Annotated in this window: 9 protein-coding genes; 2 read left to right on the forward strand and 7 right to left on the reverse strand. The window is 35.6% G+C overall.

The window, feature by feature from the left end:
- Positions 1-235 precede the first annotated feature (235 nt).
- The 7 genes from map to A8L32_RS16450 form a co-directional block, all read right to left on the reverse strand.
- Positions 236-1000 (reverse strand): type I methionyl aminopeptidase, encoded by a 765-nt coding sequence (gene map, locus A8L32_RS16420; protein WP_075590979.1) that lies wholly within the window; start codon positions 998-1000, stop codon positions 236-238.
- Between the two features lie 700 nt (positions 1001-1700).
- The gene (locus A8L32_RS16425; RefSeq protein WP_143525145.1) at positions 1701-1973 is read right to left on the reverse strand and encodes a hypothetical protein; all 273 of its coding nucleotides are present in this window, start codon (positions 1971-1973) and stop codon (positions 1701-1703) included.
- Positions 1974-2080: 107 nt separating this feature from the next.
- A complete protein-coding gene (locus A8L32_RS16430) occupies positions 2081-2539 on the reverse strand; it encodes a hypothetical protein (RefSeq protein ID WP_075590981.1) in 459 nt (152 codons plus the stop codon).
- Positions 2540-2866: 327 nt separating this feature from the next.
- Positions 2867-7516, reverse strand: a complete 4650-nt coding sequence (locus A8L32_RS16435; protein WP_075590982.1) for a T9SS type A sorting domain-containing protein — start codon at positions 7514-7516, stop codon at positions 2867-2869.
- A 7-nt stretch (positions 7517-7523) separates the two neighbouring features.
- A complete protein-coding gene (locus A8L32_RS16440; protein WP_075590983.1) occupies positions 7524-11468 on the reverse strand; it encodes an FG-GAP-like repeat-containing protein in 3945 nt (1314 codons plus the stop codon).
- A 441-nt stretch (positions 11469-11909) separates the two neighbouring features.
- Complete coding sequence (locus A8L32_RS16445; RefSeq protein WP_075590984.1) at positions 11910-12824, reverse strand: hypothetical protein; 915 nt, start codon at positions 12822-12824, stop codon at positions 11910-11912.
- Between the two features lie 172 nt (positions 12825-12996).
- Complete coding sequence (locus A8L32_RS16450) at positions 12997-13740, reverse strand: coiled-coil domain-containing protein (RefSeq protein ID WP_075590985.1); 744 nt, start codon at positions 13738-13740, stop codon at positions 12997-12999.
- Positions 13741-13994: 254 nt separating this feature from the next.
- Here A8L32_RS16450 and A8L32_RS16455 point away from each other — a divergent pair, with 254 nt between their 5' ends.
- Entirely contained in the window at positions 13995-15137 is a 1143-nt protein-coding gene (locus A8L32_RS16455; RefSeq protein WP_075590986.1) for an MFS transporter, read from the forward strand.
- 164 nt (positions 15138-15301) lie between these two features.
- Positions 15302-15985, forward strand: a complete 684-nt coding sequence (locus A8L32_RS16460; protein WP_075590987.1) for a stage II sporulation protein M — start codon at positions 15302-15304, stop codon at positions 15983-15985.
- The last annotated feature ends 12 nt before the right edge of the window (positions 15986-15997 follow it).

A 15997-nucleotide genomic window follows, 5' to 3' on the forward strand; every position in this document is an offset into this window, starting at 1 on the left:
AAAAGTAAGGCTGAAAGCCTGACCGTTTTAGCGGTATTGCTTTTAATATATCCATCGCACTTACAGCGCTCCATTTACAAGGTGCTTAATTCATAGGGTTATCACCCTATGCTGATACCTAACAGCCTTACAGGCTATACTTACAATGTTGTATAGAGAAAATTGGATACAAAGCACGATTTGTTTTATGTATTCATGCTGCTTATCTTAAAACGATAGGAGAAAGACCAACGTATTAATCCCATATTCCATTTGATGTGGTCAGAATGATTGGTTCTTCATCGGTAACTAATATTGTATGCTCGTGTTGGGCAACATAACCGCCTTTGTTACCTACTAAGGTCCAGCCATCATCTAATTGCTCAGCCGTATTTGAATGCGTAGCAATAAAGGTCTCTATGGCCACCGTCATACCTTTTTTAAATACCTCTTGGTTGGTTTCGTCTTTGTAGTTTAATATTTCCTCTGGCGCTTCGTGCAAGCTATTTCCAACACCATGTCCAGCCAGGTTTTCAATAACCACATAACCTCTCTCGATAGCTGCCATCTCTATTATATCGCCCACATCACAAACCTTTATGCCTGCTTTGATATAATGAATGGCTTTATGCAATATTTGCTTTGAAGCATCCACAAGGACTTGATGATGATGAATGTCTTTTCCCATTACAAAGGAGCCACCATTATCCGACCAAAACCCGTTTAACTCTGCCGACACATCAATATTAATTAAATCACCTTCTTGTAATATTTTATCCGCAGAAGGAATGCCGTGCGCGGCTTCGTTATTTACGCTAATGCATGTGTAACCAGGGAATTTATAGGTTTCGTAGGGTGCCGATTTTGCACCATGCTCTTTTAAAATCGCTCCTCCGTAATCATCTAACTCCTTGGTCGACATGCCCACCTTAGCATATTCCCTCATTAGTTTTAGTGTAGTCCCAACCACTTCACTGGCCTTTTTCATTCCATCTAATTGCGACTCTTCTGTTATTAACATTTATCTAGTTATTTATGGCTTATTATTTTTATATCAATGATGCTTAGCATCCGAAGCTATTAAAACAAGCGTTCTTCATTCTTGTTTAACCCGCTTTTTTTCGCAGGCTATCGCACTTAATTCATAGGGTTATCACCCTATGCTGTTACCTATGAGCCTTTCAGGCTATAAAATGCAATATATGCTTTGGGATGATAATATAAAATAGGGTTCACTTATGTACCTAAGATATTAATGCAACCCCATACGATTCTTTTTTTGTGCTCTGCTTATATCATCTCGTAAATAAAACACTGAAAGTGTTTTCGGTACTAGCATAGTCATTTATGGCTATGTGTTAGGCAAGATGCAAAAGCAAGGCTGAAAGCCTGACCGTTATAGCAGTATTACCTTTAATTATGCATCGCACTTACAGCGCTTAATTTACAAGGCGCTTAATTCATAGGGTTATCACCCTATGCTGTTACCTATGAGCCTTTCAGGCTATAAAATGCAATATATGCTTTGGGATGATAATATAAAATAGGGTTCACTTATGTACCTAAGATATTAATGCAACCCCTACGATTCATTTTTTGTGCTCTGCTTATATCATCTCGTAAATAAAACACTGAAAGTGTTTCCGGTACTAGCATAGTCATTTATGGCTATGCATTAAGCAAGATGCAAAAGTAAGGCTGAAAGCCTGAACGGTATTTCTTTATTCCTCAACAAAACAAACTCCAATACCTTTTTCCTCCAACAGCTTTACCGACTTAGAGCAAATATTATTGTTACATAGTAAACTCACTTTTAACAAGGGTTCTTTATGCTGAATATCCTCAGCAATAGTCACTATTTTAAGCGCATCCTTCATAATTATTCTACTCTTAATGAGCTTAACAATAGCTATATGTCCATCGGTAATGGCTTGTAGTTTTACCCGCGATGATAATCCATAATATAGAGGAGAGGTGTTCATTTTAATTTGCAAAAGTTGATGTTATAAGTATCTCTTTTATTTCCTATTTTTTCCAGTTGGTTCCATCCAAGCTAAAAGAAACTAGGCTTCAGGTAAATAGTTTTTAAGCGTTATAGGTATTACATAACGATATCCAGCTGTTTACCCTCGGCCAATGCTTTTTTATCTTTTTGCGCACCTAATACCGCTCCAATCATCAAGCCTATGGGCAGTCCAACACCCATGAACCCTATATTACCAATGATAGGTCCAATAACAATACCCATAGGTAAACCAAATACAACCATACCCAGTGCTAACCACCTGTGCTTATAAAAACCTTTAGGCACAAGTCCTGTTTCTTTCTCTAGTTGGTTATATATCCCTGACTGCATTTTAACGATATGCCTTCTGAAATCAACACCTGCATCGGGCAAAGCATTAAAATCCTTTATTTTGCTGTTAATAAAATCTATTATTTCGGAGGGTAATTCCTTTGTTCTTAATTCAGCTAAAAGCTGATTTAAGCTTGTAAAAGCTATTAGAGCTTTATTGTATTCGCTAATGTCGTGTCTGATTTTAGGTTCTATAATAGTCATTCGTCTTTATTGTTTTATCTATATTTTTGTTAAATGCCATGCCATTGCACACTAGCTAAAGGTTCCTTTTTATTAACCGAACAAATATAATAATTGGAACGAAAGGCTCTCGTATACTTTTAATTTATGGGAGGTTTTGTTTTTATATAAACACATCTAACATAAACCACAACAGCTCTCTACAGTCACAGGTATTAGATAACTAATGAAAGCATAAGGGCATAATTAATGAAAGTTTTTGCTATCAAATTAATGATTTTTCCAGTTTGTTTGCTCCCCAAAAATTAATATCCCTTTTTAGGAAAAGAGAATTTATTATAAATGCATCTATTGTTTATAAACTTTCTTCACGCTTAATTTATCATCTATTTGAACCTGCAATAAATATATGCCTTTAGGAAAAGCCGAAATATTAATCTTGTGTTTGATTGAAGAAAGCGTCTTACTAATTTGTTCTTTTGCTAAAACCGATCCTGAAACCGATAAAATGGAAATAGATACTTCTCCTATTTTTTCGTCATCAATAAAAATATTAATTTCATTTTGTACAGGGTTTGGTGCCACGGTACACTTTAAGGTTTCTTCTTTTATGTCACTTTCAACCGAAGTATCTTGCGCATGAGGCAATATATAAAGATATATACTTTGCTTCCCATTTATGCCGGCAACTGACATGATAGAGTTAGCTGATAATTTGTGTTTCTGTCCGTAATAACAATTACTAGCGATATCACTAGGCTGATAGGTATTATCAAATATCATTTCTCCCTCAGTCTGTGAGAAAATTCCAACTGTACCTTCATTTGAACTATCCCCATTGTAATAAGGGCTTCCAATAGTCATATATAGTTCGCTCATATTCAATGTTAATGGTACGGAATTATAACCATATCCTCCAGAAATCCAACTTTGGTTTAACAAATCGTGCGTTGAATCAACTGTAATTGTATTATTCTTCAAGGAGCAAATTCCTAATTCCCTTTTGTAGGTATCGAAATAAGCTAATGAGTTTTCAAAAGTGGATAGAATAACATTTGAATAAGATGAATTATTTTCATTCACTTCATCAATATAACTTAGTTTATCCTCTTCTAACGCCCATATTTTAATACTTCTTAATTGATTGGAAAGCACAATTCCATCATTCAGCAATAAACATTTATCACCTAACGATTCCCTTTCGTCACCCTGGATAGAATCAATGGGAGCAAAGGCCGCGTTTTCGTATTTTAGAAGTTTTGCTTTTCCAGCGTAACTTGCTTCGTGCGGCGACGACACAAGTAATTTTGAATTTTTAAAATCAAAGTTATCTATCTGGTTAAACCCGGCAATAGAAAACTGTGATTTAAACACACAGTTATAGTCGTTGATTTCAAACATCAGAAAATTTCTTTCGGAATCGCCACATAAAATCCTGTTTTGATCAATTTTTATATTTCTCCAATATCCTTCAGGAATATCCAAAACACCTCCTTCTCGCCAAGAGTATTTGGTTTTTCTAAACCATACCAATTTTTCAACTCTATATTGTCCAAGAAGAGCCACCGCGTATTCATCACTTAAATCAAAGTCTACTATGTAGTCATCCAATTTATTTATCCAATTATACTCCCCAATGTCATCTGCTCTATTAATTACATTTATAGTCATTTCTTTATCCAGACTTAAACCAGTTTCATCCTCAACTCTTATTCTTACATAACACTCTCGGTTTTTTTCGTAGTCAATTTTTTTCTCCAATTTTAATGTATCACCATCTAAATAAAATAAATCATTGTGATCATCTCCATCACCTGAAACAAGACTATAACTAAGCGTAGAGCCCATATTATAATCCAAACCTTTTAATACGCTTACTTTTTCTCCTTTATACACTTCTTCCATGATCGAGTTTCCATCATGATAGAGCAGATGTGGTGCTTTCTCTTCATGAACATACCCAATCGAATTACAGCTATGGATTGTAAGTCCCTCTTCATTAATTACCCCAAAGAACTTACGAGTTAAGCATAATATTTTATCGGAAGAAGCCAAACCATTATAGCCCCACTCAACCTTTTTAACAAAATCCCAGTGACCATCTTGTTCCATGTATATTTTTACATAATCCTGCCCCAGAACAGCACAACTATTTCTGGTTAATTCAAAACTATTTGCAGTTCTTTTTTCAATAGTATCTGGTACATATAACATTGTACAATCCTTGAAATCGAACTTTTCGCCATACGGATATAAATAAACAGCTCCAACATTTTCTTTAAAGTTAAGCTCTATAGATCGCGCAGCAACACCTACGTATGATCTAGTTATAGCAACATCAGTTCCAAACGATCCTTCTAAATCTGTAATCCCCTCCGGATAAGGAATGTCAATTGCTTCACCATTCCCTGTTAGATCAAAAATATGAGCAGATGTTCTTCCGTTATAAGTTTCCGCTGCATTGGAATATGCACCTACCAAACCGTACTTACCATATACATCCACCACATACCCAAAGTCAGCTCTTTCAGGTAAATTATCTGCCTGAAGAGATGATACCAGCGACCAATCCCCATTTCCCATGTTTTTATATCGATATGCTTTGTTATCGTCAGTACTACCAACCATTAAGTATTCATCAGTAATAGCAATCTTTTCACCAAAATCACCCCACGACCTGTTACTCTTTATCGTGGTAATATGGTTAAACGCATCATGCTCTCGCTTGTATATATAAATATGATTTGATCCAGTTCCTACTGCTAAATAATTTAAAGAAAGACTTACATCATAACCATAAGCATCTCTATAATAGTTATCATCTTCGGGAAACAGATCCTGGAGTTTCTTCCACCCATCAGCGCCTTTTCGGAATATACTTACTTTGCCCGGACTGTCATCACTATACTCTTCGGAGTAATGATAACCCACAGCAACAATATTCCCAAAAGCATCAACACTACTGGGCTTATCCTTGTATTCATCAGACATATAGCCTAAGTTTTGTTTTAAGGGTATATTATCCAGTACTCCATTTACTGTCAGTTGTTTTTCAAAAGCATGTCCTTTCTCATCTACAACACGTACAGTAAAAGAATAGTCTCTCTCATTCTCATCCAGCTCTTTTTTCAGGTACAGGTATCCATCTTCAATTGTAAAATAGGAGGCATCTCCCTCGGTACTGTTTAAAATTGTCCAGGTATGCTCTTCGTCCTTATCCATATCACCAGCCCATATCTTTAATACATCCATTCCAGCCGGTTCATCAATAAATATAGAGTAAGCGTTAAGGATAATATCAGAAGGAGATTCAGGCAAATCACCAATCTCTATTATCAATTTCTTTTCTGTAATGATTTCTCCATCACTTTCTATTTTAATTCTTACAGTGCAGATTGGTGTTTCTTCATAATCTATTGGCTCATTACTTTTTAGAATATTACCATCGAGGTAGAATAATTCGTTATGGGCATCTCCCTCTCCCGTTATTATAGTATATGTGTAAGTATCCTCTTCGGCCGAACCACTAATAATGGTACCTAAAGTACTGTTTTTGGGTTCATTTTCGTTAAATATATCATCGTAAACCAATGTTCCTATTGGAACAAACTGAGTTGGCGTTACAGGAGTGGAAGCTCTGTTAGCAGCATCAACACGCTGAACCGTTATGTCAAATACTGTATCCTTGGGCAATGTGAAGTTTGCTTTACGAACAAAGCCCATATTTCCATTTGAATGCGACATTAACTTACCAGAAGAAGTGGTAAAAGGAGCTTTTAAGAATTTATCTCCTTGCTTTAAACTCAGGTTATAAGTGTATGCATGGCTTGGTTCGTCTAAATCCCAGCTTACCTCTATTTCTTTTTCGCCAATATGATTAATCGTAAAATTTTGAATAGGTTGCGGAACAGCAACGGGATCAAGGTTATTTAAAAAGATCCAGTTAAAATCATTCGCCTCAACGTACAAATCCAAATTACCATCATTATTAAAGTCGGTAAAAGCTAACCGCTTTTCTCCAAAGTTAAAATCTGGCAATCCATCTAATTTGCGATCGAACCCAGTACCGTTGTTTAAGTATATTGCTGTTGCGTTCCTTTCGGAATAAATAAATTGACCAGACAAAATTATGTCCGCTAATCCATTATTATCAATATCGCCCACCGCAACTTTTGAATTACGAACCAAAGGTAAACTAAAATGCAATTTCCAGTCATCATTATCTTTCACCCACACTTCAACCGTATGCTCGTTTTCCTCCGGATGGATAACCACATCCATTTTGCCATCACCGTTAAAATCAGCAAATTCATATAACGATTTGTATTTATATGGAATTGACGTCTCCACTCTAGTAAAACCTTCCGGCAGATTATAATAGCAATTTACATTTCCCTCTATACTTGGACCAAATATATCCAAACGACCATCTTCGTTTAAATCAACAATCTTGAAATAATGTGTTAATGCAATATTAGTAGAAAACTCAGTAGGCTCCTGATTAAGATCATTCCAGTATTGATAAATACTGGGATAAGCATTTTTAATTACACCAATAGATTCAATATAAAAATCGTTATCAAAATCAGCAATTAAACCATTCCAATAAATATCCTCCAAGGACGTAGGCAAGGGTTGATCAATCCATGAAGAATCTTCGTTTCCCAGAAGAACTTTTTCTTGCAGTATGAGGTCTGGGATGTTGTCATGGTTCCAATTAACACTATGATAATACTTATCCGTTTTTATTTCAACCGTATCCGCCTCATCATACCTTAATTCACCTTTAACGTTAGGTATAGTTACTATTTTGTACGGATACCTGATTTGACAAATCAGGTCAGGAAATCCATCTCCAAGCATATCAATCCAATCTACATGGTTATAATCCTTAGCAGGCAGTTTTATACTATTATCTTCGCTATAAATATTTTGAGCCGTATTTAATATTGGGATGGCAAATAATAAAATTGCCACAATTTTATATTGTAATTTCATTTTTAGCTTAGTTAAGGTTAAACTTTTTTACACCAAACGACTCGCTGTCAATTTGCATTAGGATGATGTATATTCCGTTAGGATGTTCATTCAGGTTTACAATTACATCCTGGTTATTTGTGTTAAAATAGTCTTGGTTTTTCACACACTGACCAGCTGTATTGAATATTTTAATAACTCCTTCTCCAAAATTCAAGTCGGAAGGTGAGAGTCTCAAAACTTTGTTTGAAACATGTACTCTAAAGTAGTCGTCGAACTTAACCTTGTTTATCCCAACAATACTTTTTTCAACCATGAAATAATATCGATTCCTACAGTTCTTATCATCGTAAATATCTACCCATAAATATTGCGAATCATTTAAGTCAGACGTATTCACCATTACACTATTCTGGTCGCTTCCATTCCACCATGCTACCGAATAAGTATCCGGTATATTCAATGTAAGGTTGGTATTATCATCAACTATAGTGTCGTTTATTATACTTAAAGGCCATTCAGGCATTTCTACATAAATAGAATCAGTATATCTACAGCCGTTATCTCCCAATGCTTCAACAATATATTTACCAGGTTCGTTAATAGTCCTGCTAGAACCATAACTTGTTTGTCCATCGCTCCAGATATATTTGCTGATATCATATGAGTTGGTCGCATACATTCTTACATAAGGTCTATTGCATGATTCAATCGTATCGGAATCAAACCAGAAATAAGGCTGACGCAACATCTTTACATTTATTTGCCTTAGCTCTTCGCAACCATTACTTTTTGTTACAGTAACTTTGTAATCATCTGAAGCCACAATCTGTAAAGTGTCGTTAACTTCCTGAGTAAACCAATGTACTGCTGCATCTTCCACATTCAGAATTAAATTATTCCCTTCGCATATAGAAGTATCTGAAGGAAGATGAAAACTTGGTCCTTCCTTGGCTAAAACCGCTAATATATCAGAAGTATCCCGGCATCCGTATTGATCAATAGAAACTGTTTGGTAAGCTCCCGCTTCTTTAGCCCAAAAATAGGCATGGTTGGCTTCATTAATTATATATTCCTTTAATAACCAATTGTAAGATAACCCTCCACTAGCTTCTAATTTAATAGAGTCGTGAGGACATAAATTTACGTCATCTTGAGTTGAAATTCCAGCTATAGCGGGCCGAACTATTGACCAATCCACTATTTCACTTGTGTCGTTACCTAGTGCATGATGTAATACCAACTTATATTTACCCGCCTCTGACAACTCCTTAGTCGCAGTCATACCGTCATCAATCGTTACACTATTTAATATCATCTCATATTCATATCCCTCTACTTCAGGTAAATTAACTGTGGTTGTTGCATTGGAACAAATAACTGTGTTAACATTAGGCCAGGCATTTTCTACCAGACTTATAACTTTGTTCCCATTTATGTTTTTATAAATTCTTTGTAATCCTGATGGCCAAAAAACTTTAAGAGAATCAACTGTTGCTTGATCTCCTAATCCAAAATGAATTACATGAGAAGTACTGACATTACCCTGACAACTATTTGTTATTTGCCTTGATTGTTTAAAAATTTTGCCATCTACTGTATTGTATAAATCAACCCTTGCCCCAATAGCATTCCAATTACTTTTAATGCCTTTTAACTTAAACTCAATCCAATTGTTGGTCAGGGATTTCCGACTTGTTGCATATGCTCTCGAATAGTTAATATGTACCCAATCCAGATTTCCATTTTCATCCAAATCAGAAAGCATTAACCTATTGTTATAACCCGTATTGATATCTAGTTTATTGAGACCAAATGACTGATCCACAAAAACCATTTCGCCCATGTTATAAAATAAGCTTTCTTTTTCAGTTCCAGAATATAAAATATCTATACGTCCATCATTATTCATATCTCCCATATCAAAGCAAACCAGCGAATTTTCCCTTCCATCCAATTCTGCTTCTCTTAAAAAACCATAGTCTAAAGCCTCATATGTTCCAAGATTATTGCTTTTTATAATATAAAAATATTCGCTCGATCCTACGGCAAAATCTGGATAACCATCGTTGTTTAAATCTCCCTGCCGGATATATGTCCCCTTGGCATTATTGAATTGCTTTACCTGAGTCAATGAATTCCCATTATTTGAATACATATGTACCGAAGAGCTGGTGGTAACAATCATATCGAGATATCCATCCAGGTTAAAGTCAGCCCAACATAAATTATTGGCTGAGATATAACTGCTAAACCCTAAGGTTGAAAATGAAAAATCACCATTATTAATAAACAGCTTAATCATTGACTGGCTATCTATTCCTGACACATCATTAAAACCATCGTTATTGAAATCTAAAGCTTGTACTTTCTTAAACCCTTTTATGTAATTAAAATCAACAGTCTCCACATTGTATTTCTTTGGGCTGGCTACTACTCCATAATTCTCATTGGAAGCTACAACTTCATCTATTCCATCATTATTTATATCGCCCACCGAAATATTTTGACTGGTATAATAATTGGTTGGCATAAACGGACCTGATAAATCATCGTATTTCAGAGGCTCGGTATTAATTGCCCAAAACCCCTTGTTAGTTTGCCAGCCTGTTGTAGCTATGTAAAAATCAGGATTTGCATCATCGCTGAATTGCCCCAATGCTAAACATTGAATCTCTCTATATACATCCGTCAATCCAACAACCTCTATTTTTTCAAAGTTGTCTTCAATGGTATTATCAGAGGAATAAACTGGAAAATATTTTTCAGCTTCTCCTTCACAATATTGGTTGGAGTGTTTAAATGAGGCTTTATAATAACCTGTACTTGTTAATTCATTTATTGGGTTAACTTCTGTACTCGTACTTCCATCGGAGAAATTCCACGAGTACTGATCCCACTGAAACCAGAACTTAGTGAAAAACTGCTGATCGGTTGATCCCAAAATATTAATGGTATTATCCTTTACGCCAATGTTATCTTCCTGACCGTCACAAGTTTTATGTAACATTCGAACAATACCTTTATCCGTTGCCAGTAGCAAGGCATTCCCGGCCCATACCATATCGTTTACCGCAGTAATGTCGTTTCCTAATTCTATTTTTTGAGGTTGGGTATTACCACTATAATCCTGAAGGTATAAACCACTGGATGAAGCCACCAAAAAGTCGGAACCGTAATAACTGAATTCTAAAGCAACAAGTTCATTAATTTTATCCTCAGGCAAAAATGGAACCCAGTTTTTTCTATTGAAGTATAAACCCTTATCCGTTGCCAACCACCAGTACCAACTCCCATTGTCCCAAAATTCAAAATCATTGGGTGTAGGAATATCGGTTGATTTGTAATAAGAGGATCTAAACACATTATAAGACCTGGGTGTACTTACTCCTAATTCAAATTCATCATCAGCCAATATTTCCAGTTTCTGCCCGGTTCTAATATATTTTACCTTACCCTGGTTGTATTGAGGAACCGTATATTTCAGCTGTTGATCATCATCAAATTCAAAAGAATGTTTAGAAGAGTCGGCACAAACACCGAAACTATTTCTTTTGTGATTATTGGAAGGATAAGAAATTGAGAAGACATCTTTTATTTCAACTGTATCTCCAAGAATTGAAGCATCTATCGCTTCCAATTTATCATTATGAAGATAGAATAATCCTTGCCCTTTGGTTCCAATGATGGCTCCTGTGTTTGCCGCAGCAAAATCTGTTATTTCTGTTGTAATTTGTTCATCCAAGATATCTGATACATCACTTATCTTCCAACCTGGCTTAATAACGTACAGCTGGTTCGTTTCATCCGCGTTTTGACACCAGATGTCGCCATAACCGGAGACTTTTATCTTACTAAAGGAGTTCTCTTTAAAGAATACTTTATCAACAACAAATTGGTTTTGAGCAGAAAGAAATTCAGGGAATAGCACCAACAGTATTGGCAACAACAAAATTTGGCAAATATTTTTCATGGGTTCTGGGCAAAGATATTAACAGTATGCTGCCAAAATTAATCAATATTTTCGACTGATTTGTTAAGAATTACGGAAATTTATCGCTCCTCAAAAGCAATCTCCAATTTAATAACGCATTTAAACTTACATCACACCGTTATTCACATGGGTATTTACCATGAATTATATGCTTTTTTCTAACATCTACTGCAAACAAATACCCTTATTAAAAATAAAAACGTTTTTTGGTCCAGAATTCTGAAATATTTTATACTTCATGCAGTAATAGCTTAGGAATAATTCAGCAAAGCAGTATTCATTCATATTATTACTTCAATTTTTTGGTTTCAGAAAATTGAACATTTGCTGCGGTTAAAAATGTCCCCAGGCATAAATTATTATTAACAAGCTATTGATTTGATTATGAAGCTATCTGATAAACTACTAATAACTATTCACTTACTTCAAAAACAAAAAGTAACCAATGCTAAAGGATAAAGTAGGTTTTACGGTATAGATTTCGTATTCAGAGAAACGATGGGGCATTTGGTGGGTGTATTCAAAGGTAAAATCAAAGTCACCTAAGTTAAGCTCTACGGGGAAAGAGATGGCTGCACTTAAAAAGCCAAAGGTGTTTTTATAATTGTAATCGTAAACGGTTTCTAGTTGGATTTCTGAAACTACCGTTACATCGGATAGGTACTCATGTTCCGAGAAGAATAGATTTAAGTCGGGCGTAAACTCAAGCGAGTTACCATTTTTCCATTTAAGGAGTTTAAAACGTTTATACAGGTTAGCGGTCAGCTGAAAGCTACTGTATTCGCCTATCAAGTAAGAAGCTCCAAAGCGAGTAGCTACATACTTTGCTTTAGGAAATGAGAGGGCAGTACTAAAGGTGTTAGAGCTAGATATTTCGTGTCCTGCCTCGCTACTGATAGAAGTACCACGACTGTAGCCAAATCGCATACGGGCTTTGTCATTTTTTCCTAAGCTAAAGGAATAGCCTCCTGAAAACACATAGGAATTATTCACCGGAAATTCTGCTCCATACTTTACCATGCCCACACCAAACATCCAGCCGCGTGTGTTAATATAAAATATTTGCGGCAATGTACTTCCCACACCTGAGTAATAATCGCGCCCAGCATAAGGCGTTGAGCTAGCCATGGTAATACCCGAATACAGGAAATGATGATTTGTTTTTACATTTAAAAATTCATCTACAATAGCATCACCAGAAGGTAGGTTCTCGTTGTATTCCTCAGAAATCTCTTCTGTCAGTTGATCCAAAATATCATCGCTGCTTTGTGCTTGAGCACTAAAGGAAACCAAAATCAAGAAGCATATCCATAATATGTTTTTAAGAGATTTCATAACGATGATTTTAAGATTTGAATTTTTGGATGTGGAAGACTCGACTTGAAACTTTTAGTTAGAAAGGAATTTTCCGGAATAAATAATACGACAAGCGCCTTTAAACAAAACTCCCCCAGGAAGGAGACTCTCTTACCCTGAGGGAATTTATTGCTTTTTTTATATGAAGCGCTTAGCTTTGCGTACTTTCGCTTTGCTGCTTTCTATTCTTCTTTTCTTTCGACATTCTTTTGGCCACTTTGCGTTTAGCCGCTTTCTTTTGCTCGTCGCTTAATGTAGATCTCAACTCTTGACGATTTTCTTTCACTACACTTTTTTGCGCTTTTACCAACTCTTTTTGCTCGTCGGTAAATGTAGTACGTAACATTTCTTTTCTTTCATCTTTAGATAAAGCTTCGTTTTCCAGAATAGCTAATTGCTCTTCAGAAAATGTGGCTTTAATAGATTCGCGGCCTTCTTTTCTCTCCTCTTTATGTGTGGCTACCAACTCTTTTTGCTCATCAGTAAGTGTTCCTTTGAGGGCTTTAGCTTTCAATTCTCTCTTTTGCTCATCGCTTAAGGTTGCTCTAAACTCTTCCTTACTAGCATCCAATTCTTGCTTATTCTCTTTAGCCATTGCTTTTTGGTCTTCGGTAAAAGTGGCTCGTAGCTGACTCATTTTTTCCTTCGGCTTCAACTCATCATTTTCTAAAATAGCCAGCTGGTCCTCTGTAAAAGTTGCTTTAAACTCCTCACGATTAGCTTCTTTTTGTTGTTTCTGTTCGGCCAGCATTGCTTTTTGCTCTTCGGTAAATTCAACTTTTACTTTCGCATTTTTAGTAGCTTTGGTATCTACTTCTGCCTCTTGTGCAAAAGCAGCTGTTGAAATAAGTAATGTACTTAATAGGGCGATAGATATATTTCTTAACATTTTCATAATTTCTATTTTTTCGAGATTAAAACTGTTTAGTGAACGTTCAATTATAAGACTGAGCGTTTTTATCAAGGTTTAATGAAGCTGTTAAAAAAAAATAATCACAACTTGGAGAAATTACATTACGGCACTATTATTCTGACACTTACAATGCATTTAAAAAAATACATTTTTAACTATAATCATTTAATATTTAACAGATATTGAAGAATACTTACCTGTAATTGCTGTAATTTTGCAGCCATAAATAATCTGTGATGATAAACGCTTTTAAAATAATTAGCATATATATTATGCTATATATGGCCAATGCCTTGTGGAAAGTATTTTATAATATTTACTTGGCTGAGATTGGTTTAACGGGTAGCGAGATTGGCACATTAAACTCCATTATACAAGCTACCATTTTTATAGCGGTTGTTTTATGGGGCAGGTATGCCGATAAAAAAGGAATTCGCCCAACCTTGCGTATTGGTATGATTTTCACAGCTATATTTATGATCGTGTTGGCCTACCTACAAGACTTTTGGGCCCTGGTGTTCTTTTTACCTGTACTTACTTTTTTTTATCACCCTTTAGGAGCCTTAACCGATGCCATGGCTATGCAATATGCTGCCATCGAAAAAAAGCATTCTTACGGTAGTTTTCGCCTTTGGGGTTCGTTAGGCTGGGCAGTTGCCGCTACAGTGGGTGGGTATTTATTTACTTCAGTTTCTTTAAAATATACCTTTGTAGCCGCTAGCATTTTGTATGTGCTAATTGTGCCGTTTTTATCTACCCGTAAAAAAGTACGTACCTACAAAGCCAATTTTAAGTTAGTTGGCATAAAGGAAGTAATCGCCAACAAACCGCTGTTATATTTTATCGTTATTTTAAGCTTTTATGGCATCGTATGTTCTCCCATGTTTTATTACCTGAACTTATATTTCTCCGAATTAAATGCTTCTAATACTATAGTCGGCTTGGCTTATGCCATTATGGCCATCAGCGAAATTCCCTTGTTTTTGTTAGGCACTAAATTATTGAAACGCTTTGGCATCAAACCTATCATGATTGTTGCCATGGCTTCTATTGCTATTCGATATTTTGTGCTGGGGTATTTTCCATTTGTAAATCTGGCCTTGGCTATTGGTTTATTGCAGGGTGTATCTTTTGCTTTCTTTTTGGTGGCTGCAGTTAGCATCATTGAAAAACTCATGCCCGAAGGTCAGCATGCCACTGCCCAATCGGTTATTTGGGGCTCATATATTGGTATAGGGCAAACCTTAGGTAACCTTTTTATTGGAGCTATGCTTAGTTCCACAAATGTGGTTGGTGTTATGCAAATATCGGTTTATGTTAGTTTAGCATGCTTGCTAGCAACAATCTTGTATTTTAAAAAATACGCATTACAAGCTTAACTATTTTTATAAAACAAGAACTCTTTTATAACTTAATTATTATTTTTCACGTACTGCCACTGAACATATTTGATGCAGAATGACTATTTTGCATTAAAATAGATGGTGTTGTTATTTTAAAGCACCATATTTTTAGTGATTAACCTAGTGAAAAATAACTACAAATGGAGTTTTTAGATTTTTTAAAGTATGGTGCCATAGGTATATCTTTGGCCTTAGCTATTCTTTCGTATCGTTTACTATCAAAGGAACAGGAAAAAGATGCAGAACGACCTGCCTTTTTAAAGTCGATTAAAAGCTATATGTTTTTAACCGTATTTCTATCGGTGTTCTTTGGTCTGATTGAGGTGTTTATTCCCAGTAAAAAATACAGTAAAAATAATACGCATGTGGATAACATCTGGAACAAACACTTTCAAGAATACAACGATTCTACCATGAAGCAGAAAGTTCGTAGAATAAATGACCATATCAATACTGCAGAAGTAAATCCCGATGAAGTATGTGAACAATATATGGCTCAGCTAGAAAAATGCCAAAACCAATTGTCGGAATACGATCAGGGTTTCTACCAGAATATTATCAAGCTCAAAAAGAAACTACAATCTACTCCCGACAGTTGGACCAATCTAAAATTTGACACCGCCTCAAAAGGAGAGACAATCACCCTGCTTAAAAACATTTTCATCAGTCTGGGATACGATTACCACCAGCTTAGTAACCAACAAATCATTAGTAAATATGAAACCACCAAAAGTACTTGGGCAGAAGACAGGCAAGCCTACATTTTTAACTCAGATATTACCGAATTAATTAAGATATATTTAAGAACCTACGAGAACAATTAACAGCAAGTATTT

The organism is Labilibacter marinus (assembly GCF_001659685.2).
GTDB classification, from domain to species: Bacteria; Bacteroidota; Bacteroidia; order Bacteroidales; family Marinilabiliaceae; genus Saccharicrinis; species Saccharicrinis marinus.

Bases quoted from the DNA above. Each gene is read 5' to 3' on its own strand.
- map (WP_075590979.1), bottom strand. From the start codon at position 1,000: ATGTTAATAACAGAAGAGTCGCAATTAGATGGAATGAAAAAGGCCAGT.
- A8L32_RS16430 (WP_075590981.1), bottom strand. From the start codon at position 2,539: ATGACTATTATAGAACCTAAAATCAGACACGACATTAGCGAATACAAT.
- A8L32_RS16435 (WP_075590982.1), bottom strand. From the start codon at position 7,516: ATGAAATTACAATATAAAATTGTGGCAATTTTATTATTTGCCATCCCA.
- A8L32_RS16440 (WP_075590983.1), bottom strand. From the start codon at position 11,468: ATGAAAAATATTTGCCAAATTTTGTTGTTGCCAATACTGTTGGTGCTA.
- A8L32_RS16445 (WP_075590984.1), bottom strand. From the start codon at position 12,824: ATGAAATCTCTTAAAAACATATTATGGATATGCTTCTTGATTTTGGTT.
- A8L32_RS16450 (WP_075590985.1), bottom strand. From the start codon at position 13,740: ATGAAAATGTTAAGAAATATATCTATCGCCCTATTAAGTACATTACTT.
- A8L32_RS16455 (WP_075590986.1), top strand. From the start codon at position 13,995: ATGATAAACGCTTTTAAAATAATTAGCATATATATTATGCTATATATG.
- A8L32_RS16460 (WP_075590987.1), top strand. From the start codon at position 15,302: ATGGAGTTTTTAGATTTTTTAAAGTATGGTGCCATAGGTATATCTTTG.